16 protein-coding genes and 1 pseudogene are annotated in these 16,040 nt (G+C 61.4%); 7 read left to right on the top strand and 10 right to left on the bottom strand.

The annotated features are described in order from the left end of the window. Window positions 1-114: 114 nt before the first annotated feature. The 4 genes from GFM02_RS19260 to GFM02_RS19245 are packed head-to-tail and all read right to left on the bottom strand — an operon-like array spanning window position 115 to window position 3,228. Window positions 115-1,491: a 4Fe-4S binding protein gene (locus GFM02_RS19260; RefSeq protein ID WP_168322444.1), complete on the bottom strand. Its 1,377-nt coding sequence runs from the start codon at window positions 1,489-1,491 to the stop codon at window positions 115-117. Then, on the bottom strand, window positions 1,488-2,339 hold the full coding sequence (locus GFM02_RS19255; RefSeq protein WP_168322443.1) for an FTR1 family iron permease: 852 nt from the start codon (window positions 2,337-2,339) through the stop codon (window positions 1,488-1,490). The genes GFM02_RS19260 and GFM02_RS19255 overlap by 4 nt, the downstream gene beginning before the upstream one ends. After that, window positions 2,336-2,686 (bottom strand): cupredoxin domain-containing protein, encoded by a 351-nt coding sequence (locus tag GFM02_RS19250; protein ID WP_168270979.1) that lies wholly within the window; start codon window positions 2,684-2,686, stop codon window positions 2,336-2,338. Before GFM02_RS19250 ends, GFM02_RS19255 begins: the two co-directional genes overlap by 4 nt. Beyond that, on the bottom strand, window positions 2,686-3,228 hold the full coding sequence (locus GFM02_RS19245) for an iron transporter (protein ID WP_168270980.1): 543 nt from the start codon (window positions 3,226-3,228) through the stop codon (window positions 2,686-2,688). Before GFM02_RS19245 ends, GFM02_RS19250 begins: the two co-directional genes overlap by 1 nt. A 234-nt stretch (window positions 3,229-3,462) precedes the next feature. Here GFM02_RS19245 and GFM02_RS19240 point away from each other — a divergent pair, with 234 nt between their 5' ends. Then, window positions 3,463-4,143 carry an NnrU family protein gene (locus GFM02_RS19240; RefSeq protein WP_168322442.1) on the top strand — a complete coding sequence of 227 codons (681 nt, stop codon included), beginning with the start codon at window positions 3,463-3,465 and terminating at the stop codon, window positions 4,141-4,143. On the opposite strand, the gene GFM02_RS19235 is transcribed toward GFM02_RS19240, so the two are convergent. Further along, the gene (locus GFM02_RS19235; protein ID WP_168270982.1) at window positions 4,098-4,736 is read right to left on the bottom strand and encodes a UbiX family flavin prenyltransferase; all 639 of its coding nucleotides are present in this window, start codon (window positions 4,734-4,736) and stop codon (window positions 4,098-4,100) included. The two genes, GFM02_RS19240 and GFM02_RS19235, sit on opposite strands and share 46 nt — an antisense overlap. Then, on the bottom strand, window positions 4,720-6,228 hold the full coding sequence (locus GFM02_RS19230; RefSeq protein WP_168322441.1) for a UbiD family decarboxylase: 1,509 nt from the start codon (window positions 6,226-6,228) through the stop codon (window positions 4,720-4,722). Before GFM02_RS19230 ends, GFM02_RS19235 begins: the two co-directional genes overlap by 17 nt. Window positions 6,229-6,329: 101 nt before the next feature. On the opposite strand from GFM02_RS19230, the gene ubiT reads away from it, so the two are divergent. The 5 genes from ubiT to GFM02_RS19205 all read left to right on the top strand — a co-directional run bounded on the left by ubiT (window position 6,330) and on the right by GFM02_RS19205 (window position 9,949). Further along, a complete protein-coding gene (gene ubiT, locus GFM02_RS19225; protein ID WP_168322440.1) occupies window positions 6,330-6,836 on the top strand; it encodes a ubiquinone anaerobic biosynthesis accessory factor UbiT in 507 nt (168 codons plus the stop codon). Further along, complete coding sequence (gene ubiU, locus GFM02_RS19220) at window positions 6,827-7,804, top strand: ubiquinone anaerobic biosynthesis protein UbiU (RefSeq protein ID WP_168322439.1); 978 nt, start codon at window positions 6,827-6,829, stop codon at window positions 7,802-7,804. The genes ubiT and ubiU overlap by 10 nt, the downstream gene beginning before the upstream one ends. A gap of 6 nt (window positions 7,805-7,810) precedes the next feature. After that, window positions 7,811-8,737 carry a ubiquinone anaerobic biosynthesis protein UbiV gene (gene ubiV, locus GFM02_RS19215; RefSeq protein ID WP_168322438.1) on the top strand — a complete coding sequence of 309 codons (927 nt, stop codon included), beginning with the start codon at window positions 7,811-7,813 and terminating at the stop codon, window positions 8,735-8,737. Then, window positions 8,734-9,147, top strand: coding sequence for a hypothetical protein (locus GFM02_RS19210; protein ID WP_168322437.1), 414 nt, complete (start codon window positions 8,734-8,736; stop codon window positions 9,145-9,147). Before ubiV ends, GFM02_RS19210 begins: the two co-directional genes overlap by 4 nt. Before the next feature lie 622 nt (window positions 9,148-9,769). Then, complete coding sequence (locus tag GFM02_RS19205; RefSeq protein WP_168322436.1) at window positions 9,770-9,949, top strand: twin-arginine translocase TatA/TatE family subunit; 180 nt, start codon at window positions 9,770-9,772, stop codon at window positions 9,947-9,949. 979 nt (window positions 9,950-10,928) lie between these two features. Here the strand turns inward: GFM02_RS19205 and GFM02_RS19200 are convergent. Continuing rightward, the gene (locus GFM02_RS19200) at window positions 10,929-11,144 is read right to left on the bottom strand and encodes a hypothetical protein (protein WP_064682814.1); all 216 of its coding nucleotides are present in this window, start codon (window positions 11,142-11,144) and stop codon (window positions 10,929-10,931) included. A gap of 116 nt (window positions 11,145-11,260) precedes the next feature. On the opposite strand from GFM02_RS19200, the pseudogene GFM02_RS19195 reads away from it, so the two are divergent. Beyond that, window positions 11,261-11,434, top strand: a pseudogene (locus GFM02_RS19195) (DUF2312 domain-containing protein); the annotation flags it as partial. A gap of 60 nt (window positions 11,435-11,494) precedes the next feature. On the opposite strand, the gene GFM02_RS19190 reads toward GFM02_RS19195, so the two are convergent. The 3 genes from GFM02_RS19190 to GFM02_RS19180 form a co-directional block, all read right to left on the bottom strand. Beyond that, window positions 11,495-12,163, bottom strand: coding sequence for a GNAT family N-acetyltransferase (locus tag GFM02_RS19190; RefSeq protein WP_168322435.1), 669 nt, complete (start codon window positions 12,161-12,163; stop codon window positions 11,495-11,497). 70 nt (window positions 12,164-12,233) lie between these two features. Then, entirely contained in the window at window positions 12,234-14,081 is a 1,848-nt protein-coding gene (locus tag GFM02_RS19185; RefSeq protein WP_168322434.1) for a DUF882 domain-containing protein, read from the bottom strand. 178 nt (window positions 14,082-14,259) lie between these two features. After that, the gene (locus tag GFM02_RS19180; protein ID WP_168322433.1) at window positions 14,260-15,804 is read right to left on the bottom strand and encodes a sigma-54-dependent transcriptional regulator; all 1,545 of its coding nucleotides are present in this window, start codon (window positions 15,802-15,804) and stop codon (window positions 14,260-14,262) included. Window positions 15,805-16,040 lie beyond the last annotated feature (236 nt).

Genomic DNA, 16,040 nt, shown 5'->3' with positions numbered 1-16,040 from the left:
GTCGAGATCAAAAAATCCGGCGACGGAGGCCGCAGTGCGTCTCGACCCCTCCCGTCGTCGCCGCGCCAATTGGCGACCGCCCGCAAGTGCAGCTGTTGATCGTGGAATGGTCTTCTACAAGAACGAAGCCAGCCAGGCCGCGCAGAACAAGGCGGTCGCTATGACCGCCGGAATCGTAGCGAGGATGCGGCGGGCGATTCCTTTGCTATAGACGCCCCCAATCCTGAAAAACAGCGCCGACGACCATACGCCGCAAAGTACGACTGCTGCTCCGCGGCTCGCATCGACTCCGGGAAGAACTATGCCATCCGAGCCTAGCTGGCTCGTGGTCAGCGCAAGGAGGCCGCAGAAAAGCGACGCGCTGGCGAGCGGAATGAAAGCCTGCGCCAGATGATGGACGATCCGCCTCGGACGACGAAGGATCGCAGCGGCGGCGGCGAGAGGCAGCACGAACGCGACCGAGGCGGCGAGCGCACCCAAGCACACGAGCACTAGAAAAGAGACCGCGTCTACGACGTTCATGACGTCGTAGACCGATGGGTAGTTGGTGAGAAGCCACCAGGGAATTCGCAGAGAGAGCGGCCAGGACCAGCTCATGTCGACGCAGAGTTCGACAAGCCATTGCCGGATAGACTGGAACACGCCGCTAGCCGTCCAATGAAGCGCCGTCGGCACCAGACCCAGAAGCACCGGGACGATCAGGATCGTGTCCCAACGGGTCGCCATCCGCCCTGAACCGGATACGATATCCGACGACGGCTTGCGCCAGGCGAGCCGTATCGCGCCACGATGCCCGCTGCAGCGGCCGCACATATGACAGGCCGAACTTCCCTGCATCGTCTTGATCGGAACGAGCGGTGCGCAATTCACGCCTGAGCCGCCCACTGCGGCCGAACGTTTCCAAACCTCGGGGTACACTCGGAAATGCAGCGGCGCGATTTTCGAAACGACCCCGAAGACTCCGCTCACCGGGCACAGGAACCTGCACCATACGCGCTTCGCCTTGCCATACCGGGCTCCGACGACCATCGCCGCGAGCGTCGATCCTCCGAGCAGCAGTGCGGCAGGCTTGGGGTACTGGTAGACGCTCGTAAGCTGCCCATAGATGGTGGTCGTAACGAATGCGACGACAGGCCAGCCGGACCATTTCATCCAGCTCGGAATGGCCCGACCTGCACCTCGCTCGCTCGCAATCTCCGAGAGCGCGCCTTCGGGGCAAAGGAGCCCGCACCAAAATCTGCCGACCAGCGCCGTCCCCAGGATCACGAAGGGCCACCAGACGCCCCAGAATACGAACTGTACGAACCGCGACAGATTATTCCACATGTAGTCGCTGCTGCCCGGTAGCGGAAGCAGCAGCGGAATGACGAGGAGCGACAGGTAAGCCGTTATTATGACCCACTGCGCTCGGCGGATAAGGCCCTGATGCGCGAAAAGGACGTCGCCGAGACCACCGGCAAAACTGCGCGTGACTGTCCGGACAGCGTTCATGCGTGAGCCTTGTCCCCAACCGCCGGTGCGTAGGCCAGCGACGCCGTCATCCAGTAGAAGCCCAGAGCGAGGAGCGGGAGAAGCTCGGGTCTCGAGCGATAGCCTGCCAGTCCTGAGAAGAAGGCGCCGGCCCCCGCCGCGTCGTCCAATATCCAGCTCGTGTCCCAAAGCGGCGACGTCAGCGTCGACACGATCCCAAGCGAGATCGCTCTGTCGACCGCAGTCATCATCAGGCCACTTCCGAGGATCAGGATCAGCACCTGGCTCGTCATCGATAGTGCTCTTTTGGAGAACGCCGACGCGCCGGATTTAAGGGCCAGGAAGGTCAGACACGCCGTCGCGAGCCCGAGCGCGCCGGAACCGGCCACGAGCGATGCGCTCTCATCCGAGCCGGAGAGCATTCCGTACAGGAAGACGACCGTCTCGGCGCCTTCTCTCGCCACGGCAAGTGTGGAAAGCAGACCGAGCGAGGCCCAGTTCCGGGCTTCCCCAAGGCCGGCGGCCTGCGACTTCAGGTCCCTGGACTGGCTGCGCATGGTTCCCTGCATCCAGAACACCATGCGGAGCATGAGGATGGACGCGAACGCGGCGAGTACGAGTTGAAGGACGTCTTGGCCGTCGCCATCGAGGACATCGGCGGCGCTGGTCATGAGGAAGGCCAGTCCGACGGCGGCGATCAGTCCGACCGCCGCGCCGCCGGCGATCGACCTCGCTGCTCGGCGCCGGACGGCCGCCCCCTCGTGTACCGTCCACGCGAGAAGTATTCCGATGATCAGCAGGGCCTCGAAGGATTCCCTCCACACGACGGAAACGATCCTGAAGGATTGGAGGAGGAGGTCCGCTGTCATCGCGCAATCAGTTTGGCTGGTGGCATGTCGAGGTGAAAGTCGTCGAAGAAGGCGTACTCGCCGACCTGTAACGACCTGAAGACGAGAAAGCTCGAAGCTCCCGGCGCGAGCACTTTTTCCTTGCGGAGCGGGATGCTCTCGAACTCGATCGGAGTGGAACCGTCGTTATGAAGTTCCAGCTTGAAGCGCTTGTTCGCGGGAACCTCGATAACCGTGGGCGAAATCACACCGTTGCTGAAGTGAACGTCGAAGACAGGGTCCTCGTTCTCCGCGGTCGCAGGAGGCGGCCCGACAAGAACTGCCGTCAGCGCCAGCGTCAGGACGGTCGAAGGTCTAATCGCCCCCATCAGTAGCCGCCCTTCTTTCCGACCCCCGCGAACACGAATTGGTACTCTAGGCTGAATGCCTCAGGCCACTCGGCGACGCCAGTTTCCTTGTCGACGTGCCGACCGAACGACATCATGCCGTGCCCTCCCGGATGAACGGTCAGCTCGACCGCGTAGCGACCCGGACCCGAAAGTTTGACGTTGTCTCCGTAGTGCGGGCCGTCGCTGGCCACCATCGCCTCGAGAGCGCCGGCCGCTTCCGCACCGTTGTCCAGGTTCTTCACCTTATATTCGACGTGAAGATTGGGAACCCAGTCGCCCTCCGCAAATCCATTCGCGTTGTCGCCGGTGGCGTGAATGTCCGCTTCCAGATGGACGTCGGACTCCGCGGCGGGCCGCATCATTCCGGGAGGATCCATCTCGATCGGCTGCAGGTACACCGCGGCCACTTCCATCCCGCCGGCAACCTGAGGTGCGCCAATGGGAAATTCAGCGGCATTGAGGACTAGCGGCATCGCGGCCAAGGCAACGGGAGCGAAGCAAATGGAACGAATTCGGAGCATGATCACAGGCCTTCAAAGATGACTAATGCCGTCATCTTTAAGTCGGCGAAAGACCACGCTCTTTGCGCTGGCGCAAAGACGCACGCAGATCTTATTGTCGAGCCGGTTCGATCCAGCGTGTCTTCGGATTGTTAAGGATTTAAGCCGGACAAGGTGTTGCAGGTTATGATTGACGGCGATCAAATTTAGCGGAAGGCGGATCTACTATGGATAGAGGGTCTCCAGGAGGGCCTCATGATTTCGTTCATTGCTGGATTCGCAGTGTTCCTACTTCTCCATTCCATCCCCGCGATCCCAGCGATACGGGCGGGCATCGTTTCCCAACTCGGCAAACCTGTCTATCTGATCAGCTACTCGGTTGTATCGACCGCGGCGCTCGTCTGGCTGTTTTCAGCCGCATTGTCTCTCGATTACGTTCCGCTTTGGGATCTGCGGCCATGGCACGCGGCGGCAGCTTTCGTCCTCGCTCCGCTGGGCGGCTTCCTGGTACTAGCCGGCCTGTTTAGTGAAAACCCGCTTTCGGTCGCATTGAGGTCCTCAGAAAGGAGCGGGGCCGTGGTGCAGGTGACGAGACATCCGGTACTCTGGGGCTTCGCCATCTGGGCGTCCGGACATATCGTCGCGAACGGGGACCTCCGGTCGCTCCTGCTGTTCGGAGGATTCGCGCTCTTCGCTCTCGCGGCCATTCCCATGGCTGAGAAACGCGCGCGCCGACGCCTTGGCGCTCGGTGGCGGGCTTTGTCGGAAGGGACCTCGATTGTTCCACTCGCGCGTCTTTTCTCGCGGCGGCGTCCAAGACTGGACCCGCCCATGATTCTCGCCGCCGCACTTACCGCCGGAATTTCATGCTGGCTCCTCCTGGGAGGCGGTCATGCGACGCTCTTCGGAGCGGACCCGATCGCCGTCCTCGGCTGAACGAAAGAGGCCTCTCCCGTCCATGGTCGCGACTGATGTGGCATATTAAGGCCGAGGAGGTCGATGGCCCGGCCGGCCAGATGGTCGACGACCTCCTGGAGAGACTGGGGCAGGTTGTAGAAGGCAGGCACCGGCGGCATGACGATGGCCCCCATTTCGGTAACGGACGTCATGTTGCGGAGGTGACCGAGATGAAGGGGCGTTTCACGCGTCAGCAGGACCAGTCGCCGACGCTCCTTGAGTTGGACGTCGGCGGCACGTGTCAGAAGGTTTTCCGACAAGCCCGTCGCGACTGCGGCAAGCGTCTTCATCGAGCAAGGCGCGACGATCATGCCGGAGACCGGAAAGGAGCCGCTTGCGATCGCCGCGCCGACGTCCTTGTGGTCGTAGCATCGATGCGCCTTGAGAAGCATCCTGCCGTGAGCCTCGGGGCCGAGTTCGTGCGCCAGGGTGCGCCGGCCGCCGGCTGTGACGACGAGATGCACTCTGACACCCAGGGCCGTCAATCGTTCCAGAACAGCGACGCCAAGCGCCGCGCCCGATGCGCCGCTCACTCCTACGACCACGTCGTGACGATCAACGTGCGAGTCCACGTCCGATCCTTTCCCAGATTTCGCCCGCGCGTTTTGTCAACTCTTCCGGCATGCGAAGTTCCCTTCCCCATTCCCGCTCAGTCTCGACGCCGATCTTGTTGGTGGCGTCCATTCCCATCTTCGTGCCCAGTCCAGCTTTCTGAGATGCGAAATCGAGGTAGTCGATCGGTGTGTTCTCAAGAACGACGAGATCGCGCGCGGCGTCGAAACGTGTCGAGATCGCCCAAAGCACGTCATCCCATCGGCGGACCGGAACGTTGGCATCGACGACTATGACGAGTTTCGTGTAGTTGAACTGCGGGAGCATCGACCACAACCCCATCATCACGCGGCGAGCCTGGCCGGGGTAACTCTTGTCGATGGCGACAACGGCGGCACGGTAGGAGCAGGCCTGCGGCGGCAGCCAGATGTCCGTTATCTCCGGGAACTGGCGTTTCGCTATGGGGACGAACAGTTCGTTCATCGCTTCGCCGAGTACGGAAGGCTCGTCCGGTGGACGGCCGGTATAGGTGGTCAGATAGACCGGAGACCGCCGGCTGGTGATTGCGCTCAGATGGAGGACGGGGAAGGAATCCACGCAGTTGTAATAGCCGGTGTGGTCGCCATACGGCCCCTCCGGCGCCGTCTCGTCCTTGGACACGAATCCTTCGAGGACGATCTCCGCGTGCGCGGGGACGGACAGCGGCACGGTGCGACACTTCGTAATCTGGGTACGCGATCCCCTCAGAAGGCCGGCGAAATTCAACTCGCTCATTCCTTCGGGCAGTGGAATGACCGCCGATAGGATCGTCGCCGGATCGGCGCCGATGACGACCGCCACCGGCATGTCCAATCCCTTCCGTTGCCACTGCCGGAAATGTTTCGCGCCGCCCCGATGGGCAAGCCAGCGGACGATCAAAGAGCTCCTGTTGCGGACCTGCATACGGTAGACGCCCACGTTGACGTCCTCCGGGTCGTCGGGGCTGCAGGTGATGACCAACGGCCATGTGACGAGCGGCGCGGGTTCGCCCGGCCAGCACCATTGGATCGGCAGCCGGCCCAGATCGATTGCGTCTTCCTTGACGACCACCTCCTGACACGGCGCCTTTCCGGAATAGCGAGGACGCATGGCCGACGCGGCCTTTAGAAGCGGTATCTTGCTCCAGGCGTCGACAAGGGATTTCGGCGGGCTCGGCCGCTGCAGCTCCGCCAGCTCGTCCGCGAGACGAGGAAGGCCGCCGGCACAGAGACCGAAGCCCAGTTCGATCCGTTCCCGCGTCCCAAAAAGATTGGCGACAACCGGCACGTCCGACGTTCTCCCGGAGGCGTCGACCGGTCGCTTGAACAGCAGGGCAGGCCCCGCCTCGTGCAGCACCTTTTGGTGGAGAGCCGTCACTTCATGCACAAGGGAGACCGGCTCCTCCACGGCAAGCAACAATCCCCGCCTCTCCAGGTCGAGAAGGAATCCCTGCAGGTCGACATGCCTTTGAACGTTTCGAAAGTCTTTCAACATCCGTCAGCAATCGCATCGCGAAACGGTCCGGTCTTTGTCGAAGATCAAACAGCGACTCGGCGAACGAAACTAAAGTGCCCCGTCAAACCGAAGAGGCCCCAATGCTCGCTCCAGCCCACCTGATGGCGACTGCAAGGTTGGTCCCGTTGCCGATCGCGGCGCGGATCGCCGACCTGCTTCTACAGCAAGTCCTACGAACTCACCCGAAACTGTTCGACCGCCTGGGTGAACATCGGACCACGCGTTTCGCGTTCGTTCCGACGGATTTTCCATTTTGGTTTTCAGTTCGGCCCACGGAGCGCTCTGTGTGGACGGCCAGACGTGGCAAGCTGCCCGAGGCGGACGCCACCATCACCGGACCGCTGGTGCTGATGCTGGCGCTCGCCGAGGGCCGGGTGGACGGAGACGCTCTCTTCTTCGCGCGTAGGCTTGTCGTGACCGGAGACATGGAAGCAGTGCTCGCTCTGCGAAACGCGCTCGACGACAACGAGATCGATCTCGTCCGATCGATGAGCAAACTCGCCGGACCAATGGGCGGCTTGACTGCAAAGGTCATGGACGCAGCTCGACGCGAAGCCCTCAAGACGCAGGGCGTGCGATGGAACTAATCTGCCCCGCAGGAACCCCGGCCTCGTTCCGGGAAGCCGTCGACGCCGGCGCCGACGCCGTCTACTGCGGCTTCCGCGATGAGACGAACGCCCGCAACTTTCCCGGTCTGAACTTCGACGTCCTCGAGCTTCGCGAGGCCATCGCATACGCTCGCGCCCGCAAAGTGAAGACTTTCGTGGCCCTGAACACGTTCATGACCGCCGGGAAGGAGGACCTCTGGTATCGACGAGCCGGCGAAGCGACGGAAGCGGGCGCCGACGCCCTGATCGTCGCCGACTTCGGCCTCATGGCGCATGTGGCCGAACATCATCCGGGGCAGCGGCTGCACGTCTCCGTCCAGGCCTCGGCCTCGAATCCGGATGCGCTGGCCTTCCTTGTGGAAAGTTTCGGAGCGGCGCGCGTGGTCCTGCCAAGGACGTTGACGATCCAGGACATCGCCAAGATCGCCCGACGCGTCGCATGCGAGCTCGAAGTCTTCGTGTTCGGCGGGCTTTGCGTAATGGCGGAAGGCCGTTGCTCGCTTTCCTCGTATGCAACGGGCAAGTCGCCAAACATGAACGGCGTCTGCTCCCCGGCCAGCCACGTGCGCTATCACCAGTCTGGAAACGACATGGTTTCGGACCTGGGCGGCTTCACGATCAACCGCTTCGAGGCAGGAGAGGCGACGGGATATCCGACGCTTTGCAAGGGGCGATTCGAGATCGGCGACAGCAGGACCTACGCCTTCGAAGATCCCGTCTCCCTCGACGTGATGGACCAGCTCGACGAACTCAGGGATGCAGGAGTGAAGGCGCTGAAGGTCGAAGGTCGGCAGCGTGGCAAGGCTTACATTTCCCAAGTCGTATCTACGCTGCGCGCCACCTTGAACGCGGCCCCGGCCGACCGCGCCCGCCTGATGGCTCGCCTTAAGGCACTGAGCGAGGGCCAGCAGACGACGCAAGGCGCGTACGTGAAGCGGTGGAGATAGGACGCGATGAATCCCCTCAGCCTCACCCTTGGGCCGCTCCTCTACCTTTGGCCGACTGAAAAGTGGCGCGACTTCTATTACAGGATCGCCGACGAGGCGCCCATCGACGTCGTCGTTCTTGGAGAGACGGTCTGCTCCAAGAGGCTCCACTTCATGGAAGGCGAAATGGCCGCGGTCGTCGATCGGCTGGAAAACGCCGGCAAGATAGTAAGGTTCTCGACGCTCGCCCTCGTCACGCTCGACCGGGAATCGAAGTACCAGAGGACGGTGGCCGAAGAGGACGCCCACCTCGTCGAGGCGAACGATCTTTCGGCCCTCCAGCTCCTGAAAGGTCGCCCGCACGCGATCGGTCCTTTCGTCAACGTCTACAACGGCGCTACGGCAAGGCTTCTCGCACGCAACGGAGCGACGAATATCTGCCTGCCGCCTGAAATCCCGGCGGCGTCGGTGATGGAGATTACGAAGTCGTGTCCCGGTCCGGAGTTCGAGCTTTTCGCCTTCGGCCGGATCCCGCTTGCCATCTCGGCGAGATGCGCTCACGCCCGTTCGAAAGGCAAGACGAAAGACAACTGCCAGTTCGTCTGCCAGAACGATCCCGATGGCCTACCCGTCAACACGCTCTCCGGACAGCCGTTCCTGGCGTTGAATGGCGTTCAGACGGTTTCGCATGCCTGCCAGGCCCTTCTCGAAGGGCCGAACGAAATGCTTTCACTCGGAGTCTCGTCTTTGAGGCTTTCTCCACAGAACTGCGACATGGCGCTCGTGGCCCGGCTTTTTGTCGATCTCTCTCGAGGAAAGATCGAGCCGGACGAGGCAGCCGCCTGTTTGCGGAACGTCTATCCGGCCGCGCCGCTTTCCAACGGCTTCCACTACGCCGTGGCCGGTGCGGAGTGGGTATCGAGGCTCAAAAACTCTCAAGGACATACGCGATGACGAGACTGAAGCAATCGCCGTGCAGCAAAGACAGAGCCGTGTCAGCTCTCCGCCAGATCAAGGCGTTCGCGAGGCAGCCGGAGGTGGGTTGCGGCTACTCGACCGTCGTGGGCGAGGTCCTGACCAACCTCGGGCCGGCGGAACGCGCGGCGGTCGTCCGGGAGCTTTTCGCGTCGGCGGTTCGGCAAAGATCGAAAGCGGGGACGCTGCTGGAACTTCTTCGCGAGTTGGATCAGCTCGGACCTGCGACGGACATCGGGGAACTGGAGGAGGCGGCGATGATCTTCGACGATCTCGCCGAGCAGGCACATCTGGGCTCTCAACTTCTTCGCGCCTTCACCTTCAACAGACGCGACCTCCGTCGACGGCCGGATGAAAGTCCCGTCGCGGTCGCGGGGGCGGGACGATGACGTATTCATGCCACCAAAACCTCCATCTAGATATTCTCGAACTGGTTAGTTCGGGCGTCTTGCTCGGAGGTGAAGCTCAGGCAACCTTGGAAGCCTATCTCCTGGACGCGCGAACGTCCTTCCGCGTCGCAACTTATGCCGCGGCAGCGCCCGGTAGCCGCCCGAGAGGCGCTTGGTTCAAGCGGGACCGCCGGTCATGAAGCCGCGGTCGTCCATCGAGTTCGACGGGCGAAGCATGACCGGGAGCCTTTTCTTGCAGATCGGTCAGAAAGCATCGTGCGGAATTGTCGTCAAGGTAACCCGACGGGCCATCCTAAACGTCGCATCGCCTCCTCGGGCCACCGAGGAACGCTTCGCTCAACACGTCGAATTCTTCAAGACGATCGCATTGGAAAAGTTTCACCGCGTCGCTTCCTGCGGACGGATCGACGTCACCGCCGAAGATGTGCGGGTCTGGCGCAGACGCCATGGCCCGCCTCTTCCGACCGACGGGCAAAGAAGCGGACCCATCTCGCCTTTGCCGCGGATATCTTCATCGTGATCGCGCAGCCGATTGATCTGCAACAAACGAGAGTGCATCAGCTTCGGATAGTCTATCGGCGTCCAATGACAGGAGACGTCCATGGGAAGTTTTAGCGCGTGGCACTGGGCCATCGTACTTGTCATAATCCTGATCTTTTTCGGACGAGGAAAAGTCCCTGAATTGATGGGCGACGTCGCCCAAGGTATCAGAGCCTTTAAGAGAGACCTCCGCGACGACCAGCGGACCGATGGCGAACTGGACCAGCAGGACAAGCTCTAGGCGTTGCAACCTCGCCTAAATGCGACGATTCGCCGCATGGAAGGCAGATCCGCCATGAAGTGACGCCGGACGTTGACGCAAGTCAATGAGCTTTGTGACCTCAGGCGGGCAAATAGCGCTGACACCCGCGTCAAAGGTAAGGAGACACGAGATGATGCCAGTGGTCGTTCATGCTGCTCTTGACGAACGCGAGCGGTCGGGAAGAATTGAATTCCGTCGTGAGGGGCGAGCGGGTATGGTAATCGTCTCACGGCGGGCGCTTTTGACAGTCGCGTCACCCCCGAGGGCCACGGAGACCAGGCTCATTCAATACGCAGCCATCTTCTGCGAAATCGCAGTCGCCCGCTCCAGGATCATCGACGGCAACCGGGACATCTTTCTGGTTACGGCGAACGATGTCTTGAACTGGGTCCGGGGTTGGCGGCATGCGGAGTCGGTTATGTTGCACCGACACCCAGCCAAAGCGGCGACGCCGAAAGCACAAGTCTTTTCGCCACGTCTCGTTTGGGACTCAGGCAAAGCGGTGTAGAGGCTGTTGCTACCTGCATTGAAAGCGTCCGCGGGCCTGCTGCTTGCAGAGGCCTCGAAGCGAACCGTCGTCGCAACGTCTTCTGTTGGCGAGGATGAGCTTCAACAGCTCCCATTCCGTTACGGCGGTTCGTTTAAACCACGGTTCCGTCGCGATTTCTTCATGAATTCGGCCAACTAGAACAGCTTCATCCGGTTCCAGATTGAGCACTGAAATTGTCCTTTCGGTATTTATCGGTGAAACTGCAGCCCGGTGTGAACCTCGTGGATGCACGACAACTCCTTAGTCGATTTGAGCCGTCGTTGCGTGGAAATGGGTTGCCCGTCCTCTCCTGTCAGGGCGGGCCAGCGCTCGGACTTGCCATGGTCATAGGGGACTCGCCCGAGGTAGCCGATCATCGCTCCCTCGACGGACGGACGTCTTTGATGCAGGTCAACCACGCGTAAGCTTTCAATCGTCATTCTGGAAAAGAGCCGTCGCCAGGTAGCCCCCGCCGATCGTGCTCGCGAAAAGGTAGATGAACAGGCCCTGCGCCAGCCATCGCTCCGAAACGTTCGAGGGAAACATTTCCGAGAGGCCATTGATCCAGACAATGGCGCCCGCGATGCCGCCTATCGCGAATCCGATGGCGAGACGAGTGAGCATGAAAGAGATCAGCGGCGGCATTCAAACCTCCATCCCGATCCGGGGAAACGAGCTCGAAGGCAAGCGGTTCCGAACATGATCTGAATCAATTACACGCTCGGAGAAGAGTGCGAAGGTAAAAGGTGAATAGTTGAAACGACGACATCAAGGACGTCTCTGGCGAGGCCAAGGGAATGGGCTTCGATACCAAGATCCTGAAGAAGGTCGTGGCGCCGCGCAAGAAGGACGAGCAGGAACGCATGGAAGAGGAAGCAATCCTCGACACCTACCTGCACGCGCTCGGCATGATCGAGTCGCCGCCGGAAGGCTGATCCTTCCGACATCGCCGATATCGACAAGCCGCCGAGCTGCTCTCCGGCGGCTTTTCTTTCTCAGGCCGATCGGCCATTGAGTCGCCCGATCAAGTCCAATTGCATCACGACGTCAGTCTGCGGGTCCTCGCCGACCATAAATGTCGTGTTGCCTATCACAGCAAATCCGACCCGCTTGTAGAACGCCACAGCTCGGCTATTCCGTTCGAACACCGTCAATTCCAGGTGCGTAACGCCGCGCTGCTCGAACTCGTTGATAACAACGTCGAGAAGACGGCTGGCCAATCCGCTTCCTCTCCACTCGGCGTCGACGTAAATTCGATTGAGAAGAGCAGAGCGTCCATCGGCTGAGCGCACGACGACATGCGCATATCCAATGATCAGATCATCGACCATCGCGACAAAAACGGCGGCTGAGGGATCAAAGATCTCGGCCTCCTGGCGTTCCGTGCTGAAATTCTTGTCGATATAGGATTCAAGATCGGACGCTGCTGTGTCGCTGCTATACGTGTCGCGGAATAGCCGCGCTGCGAAGCCGGACAAGGCTTCGGCATCAGATTGGCGCGCACGTCTGATCACAGATGCGGCAGGCAAAACACGCTCTGTCACGACATTCTCTCCCTTCGATCCCAAGAGGATTGAGCGATCAAAATGCTTCAGGAAGATATTTTCGACAAGGCCAACGGCTGCAACTTGCCTGCCCGAGCGGGGCCGGGCGCCAATGTCCATGGATTTCACAATTAGCCAGTGCCTGCGGGGGTCGCCTCGGCAGCTTTCGATACTTCGATGATCAGCAGGCTCAGTTCGTGTTGAACTTGCGCACTTCCATGAAGTTCACAGCCGTGCCGCTGAAGCGGGCCGGGTCGACCGAAGCGGTCTTGACGTTGAAGCCCTCGGCATAGACGGCGGTCGGCTGGGCGCGCATCGTCTGGCTGACGAACCGCGGCGCCTTGACCTGCTTGGAGGCCATTTCCAGGCGGGCATTGGTGAGCGCCCACTGCGAGATCATCTTTTCCGTCAGCTTTGGCTCGGTGCGCACCGTCGTGCGGCTGGCATCCGCTGCGGCGGCTTCCTTATGCGTCGGGCGACCACCCTTGGCAGGAAGCCCCTGCGCCACGGCGCTTTCGACAGCCGGTTCGTCGAAACCGTCGCCAAAGCTTGCCGACTTGGTCATCGGCGCCAAGGCGGCGAGTTCGAGCGGCGGCTTGGCGGCAGGCGCCTTTTGCGTCATCGCGGCGTTGATCGCCTGCTCGACCGTCTGCGGCGGCGCATTCGACGCGATCTGGCTTTCCGCATCCTCGTTTCGCTGTTGGTCGAGCGCATCGGCAACGGCAGGAGACAGCGCGTCCTGATCGGCTTCGTCGGCCTCTGCTTCCGGATCGGCATCGGCCGCGGCAAGAAGGTTCTCGGCGACCGCAGGGCGTTCGATCGGCGTCGGAACCGGCAGTGCATTCGCGCCCGTCAACATGGGATCGGCCAATGCAACCTCGGCGTCGCCAGGGGCGCGGCGCTGACCGAGAAGCGAGGGAACCGGAATGCTGTAGGCGCTGAGATCGGCGAACTGCTGCGGCTGGGCCTGATCGGCCGGAAGGGCCGCCGCAAGAGCCTGCTGTGCGGCATTACCCGAGGGCGGCGCGACGAGCGCGTTCCCCACTTCGCTGCCCGTCGGCTGGTTGCTGAATGCCGGGCGAACCTGCGGCACCGGCGCGTTCAGATCGGCGACTTCGGTCTGCTGCGGCTCGGCAGGAGCGGGCTCGGCCTTCGGCGGTGTCGCCTTGGCGACGGCGACAGGCGTGGAATCGTCCGACTCGTCTTCCTGCTCGTCCGCCCCGCCGCCAAAGAGCGCGGCAAACAGCGTCTTGTGCTTCGGTGCCGATTCGGAGGCGCTGGCGATCTGGATCTGCGGGCCGCTGCCGCGGCGCTTATAGTCGGCCATCGCCTGCTGGTAGCCCGGCAACGGCTTGCCGTCGGCCGGAATATGAATGGTGTTGCCGTTGGGGAAAAGCCTGACGAGTTCGTCGCGGCTCATGCGCGGCCAGGCGCGAACGCCGCCGACATCCATATGCACGAAGGGCGAGCCCGATTTCGGATAGAAGCCGACGCCGCCGACCTGCATCTTCATGCCGATGGCGCGCAGCGTCGCGAGTTTGACGTCGGGAATGAAGAAATCCATCGCCTTGCCGAGCATATGCTGGCTCTTTTCGGCGACGCCGGATTTGCGCGAGCGACCGCGCAGCATCTCGTTGGTCCCTGGCGAACGGAAACCGCAGACGACGTTGATGTAGTCCCTCGAACCGCTCTGGCGATAGACTTCCCAGATCAGGTCGAACAGGCGCGGGTCCATCTTCGTCGGCTGGTTCTTGCGCCAGTCGCGCAGGAAGCGGTTCAGCTGCTCCAGACCCTTGGGGTCGAACTTGCCGTTCCGCTTGTAGGTGATGACGGCTTTTTCGCCGGTATGAATGAAATAAAGCTTGAGGCTGCGGGTGTCGCCCGCTGCCTGCGAAGGCGTACCAACGAATACCGGTGAGGAAACCGCGAGCGCAAGAAGGGCGGCCGCTACCGTCCTTATTGCCTTTCCGCAAATGTCGGCGCACAACAAACGCCAGCTCAAGCGCGAAGGCTTGGAATTCCCATTCAGATTCGGCAACTCGATCCCCGTCAGACAGACAATGTCCCGTACTGTCTCAGATGACTGTCAAATGCGGTCACACGATGGCAAAAATGCCACACATGATCAACCTTTTCTTTACATAGTGAACGCGCCACTAACAAGTGGTTTATGACTAGTAACAAAACGTGGTTGCCTTAATCTTAATGAAAAGCGCTTAAGCCGCATCTTTCTGGGGATTGTCGGGGTCTATGCCGTAGTCCTTGAGCTTACGATAAAGTGTGGATCGGCCGATGCCGAGCTTGCGCGCTACTTGACTCATCTGCCCGCGATAGAATTTGAGCGCGAATCGGATGAGCTCCTCCTCGACATCGGCAAGTCTGCGCACGTCTCCGGCAGGATTGACGCTGGCGATCGCGTTTTCCGAGGCCTCGGACAGGCGGTGGTGCGCCTCTCCCGAGATCGACGCCCTGAAGTCCTCGCCATAGCCGTTGTCGGGATCGAGGCCGGTATTGTCGGCAACGAGTGCCAGGTGATCCACCACGTCATATTCCGGAAGCTGGGCGGCGATCTGCGGGAAATCCGCCTCGGTCAGCTCCGGCCCTTCGGCCAGAACGACCGCGCGGAAGATCGCGTTTTCGAGCTGGCGGATATTGCCCGGCCAGTCATAGGCCGTCAGCAAAGCCAGCGTGCCGGCGTTCACCGTCATGCGGCGGCCGTTCTTCTGCTCGCTGGAGAAGCGGTCGGCAAAGACGCGCACCAGATGCGGAATGTCTTCCTTGCGCTTGCGCAGCGCCGGAATGGTGATCGGGAAGACGTTGAGGCGATAGTAGAGATCCTCGCGGAAATGGCCGTTCTTGACCTCCTCGATCAGATCCTTGTTGGTCGCAGAGATCAGCCGGACATTGACCTTGTGCGCGGTGCGTGCACCGACGGTCTCGATCTCGCCCTGCTGCACGGCACGCAGGAGCTTCACCTGCACCTCGAGCGGCAGATCGCCGATCTCGTCGAGGAAGATGGTGCCGCCGTCCGCTTCCATGAATTTGCCGATATGACGCTCGGTCGCGCCGGTAAACGCGCCCTTCTCGTGTCCGAACAGAATGCTTTCGACCAGATTATGCGGGATCGCCCCGCAATTGACCGTGACGAAGGGCTTGTTCGAGCGGTCGCCGCCGGACTGGATGGCGCGCGCCACCAGTTCCTTGCCGACGCCGGATTCGCCTTCGAGCACGACGGGAATGTTGGACTGAGCCGCCCGCTGGGCGAGATCGATGACACGGAGCATCGCGGGGCTTGCCGAGACGATGTCGTCGAAACCGACCGAGCCTGAGCGCGACCGGCGTCCGGCCCGCGCCTTCACCTCGCGCTGGTCGAGCTTCATCGCGTTCGAGATCGAAGTGGCGATGCGTTCGGGCGAGACCGGCTTGACGACGAAATCGAAGGCGCCGGCGCGCATCGCCTGCACCACCGTCTCGATACCGCCCTGCCCCGTCTGCACGATGACAGGGATCTGCGTGCCGAATTCGTGAAGCGCATCGAGGAATTCGAGGCCGGTCATCTCCGGCATCATCAAGTCGAGCACGATGACGTTGAAAAGGCCGCTGTCGCGTTTGACCATTTCCAGGCCGATGCGGCCATTTTCCGCCTGGTGCACGACATGGCCGTGACGCTCGATTGCGTTCTTGAGCAGGCGGCGCTGCACGGGGTCGTCCTCGACCACGAGGATTTGCCCTGCTCCCTTGAGCTCATTGTAACCGGTCATTGTCGCCTCACTTCATGCGAAACCATAAAGCGCACTCTGACAGCAAGGCTTGAACATCCAGTTTTGAGAAATAATTGCATTTTAACGATTGCAACAGGTCGTTTTCGTGCCGAAGCGAGGCCTTTCATGCGCCGAAAACCCCTTGATGCGGGGCGTTAGCACGCTTACAGCGCCGCGCGTCTTTTCAGACGCGCAAAGGACGCTGTAACACTTTGAATCGACGCATCGTGCTTTCC

Origin of the sequence: Rhizobium leguminosarum bv. viciae (assembly GCF_012276115.1) — a bacterium.
GTDB classification, from domain to species: Bacteria; Pseudomonadota; Alphaproteobacteria; order Rhizobiales; family Rhizobiaceae; genus Rhizobium; species Rhizobium leguminosarum_T.
Note: the sequence above shows the minus strand (reverse complement) of the source record. Positions and strands in the feature narration are given on the sequence as shown.